The organism is Mycobacterium sp., assembly GCF_040398885.1.
Taxonomy (GTDB): Bacteria; Actinomycetota; Actinomycetes; order Mycobacteriales; family Mycobacteriaceae; genus Mycobacterium.
In genome coordinates, this window is record NZ_JBBATF010000306.1 from 1 (window position 1) to 1,451 (window position 1,451).

The 1,451-nt window shown below is 66.2% G+C and carries 1 protein-coding gene; it reads right to left on the minus strand.

Features of this window, described 5'->3' with window-relative positions:
* Nucleotides 1-1,451, minus strand: a 1,451-nt coding sequence (locus tag ADBZ5U_RS16345) for a cadherin-like domain-containing protein (protein ID WP_526811954.1), incomplete at both ends; no start/stop codon positions are given.

Here is a 1,451-nt window from a genome sequence, read left to right on the forward strand (position 1 = left end):
GGGGCCTGGCCCTGCCGTTTCGGCCCCTGTCGGGGCTGGAACGTCGAGCCAACTGGCGACATCGGCGTCGGTGAGCCATGCCCCGCCGTTATCCGGTGTCACGGAAATCCATTGGACACCGACACTGGTGTACGGCGCGTACATCGCGCGCCTGGTGCCGCCCGGCTGCGCCCTGATGTCGCCGGGCCGCGGTAGAGGCGCAGGACTGATAGGCACCTGAACCGGCACGGAGACCGAACCGCCGTAGCCGTCGGCCACGAACACGGAGAAGGTATCGGTCTTGTTAGTGGGCTGCGCGTCTGGCCGCGCCGCGGCTCGGCGAGATTCGATGGTGGGGGTGTAGGTGAAGATTCCGTTGTCGTCGACTGTCACCGATCCCTTGGAGGTCGTGGTGGAGCCGCTGTAGGCCAGGGAATCGCTGTCGGGGTCAGACGCCATGACCGAACCGACAACCACGCCGGTCGAAACGTTCGGAGCGCCTACGACAGGCGTTCCGGGGACCGGCGCACGGTTCGGCGGTGCGAACAACACGTCCCACGTCTGCACGCTTGACGTGGGAAGGGTGAGACCACCTTGGGACGTCGTAGCCACCAACCACGCCATGTTCGCCAGATTCGGACCTTGGTCCTCAGGGAAAATGGTGCGGATTGCTACCGCGCCCGTCTGCGGGTTGCGCAACACCGTACCCTCCCGATAGTTCACCGCGGGGTTGAATTGCATGGTCGGCGCCGCTGAGCCGACCAGGAACAGGTTGTCCCAGTTTTGGACGTCGGCGGGAAAGCCAATAAGCGCGCCACTGTTGGAGGTGGCGATCAGCCAGTTCAAGTAGCCAGGGACTCCGGTACCCGGCTGCGCTTGTTCCGGCGGGAAGGTTGTACGCAACGCAATTCGCCCTGTCATTGGATCGCGTCTCACATCGCCAGTCACGTAATAGTTCACCAACGGGTTGACTGACACCTCAACGGGCACCGCGATCGAGCCGCCGTAGCCGTCGGTCACGGTCACTGAGAAGGTGTCGGACAAAGTTGTCACCGGTGTCCCCGGCAGGGCGGCATTGCGCTGGGCCTCGGCGGTCGGTGTGTAGGTGAACCCCCCGGTGCCGGGGTTGATGCTGATGCTGCCCTTGCCGGTGGAGGCCGGGGCACTGAACGTCAACGTGTCCTTATCAGCATCGGAGGCCGACACCGTGCCGCTCACCACCCCGCTCGAGGTGTTGGGGACCCCAACGGTGGGAGTGCCGGCCACCGGGGCGGAATTGGCCCCGGCGATCGACACCGCCACCGGCACGCTGGCGCTGCCGCCGTAACCGTCGGTGATGGTGGCGGTGAACGTGTCGGTCTTGTCCGCGGCGGTCGCGGTCAACCTGGCCGCCGCGTGCCGCGCCGCCGCGGTCGGGGTGTAGGTGAACCCCCCGGTGCCGGGGTTGATGCTGATGCTGCCCTTGCCGGTGG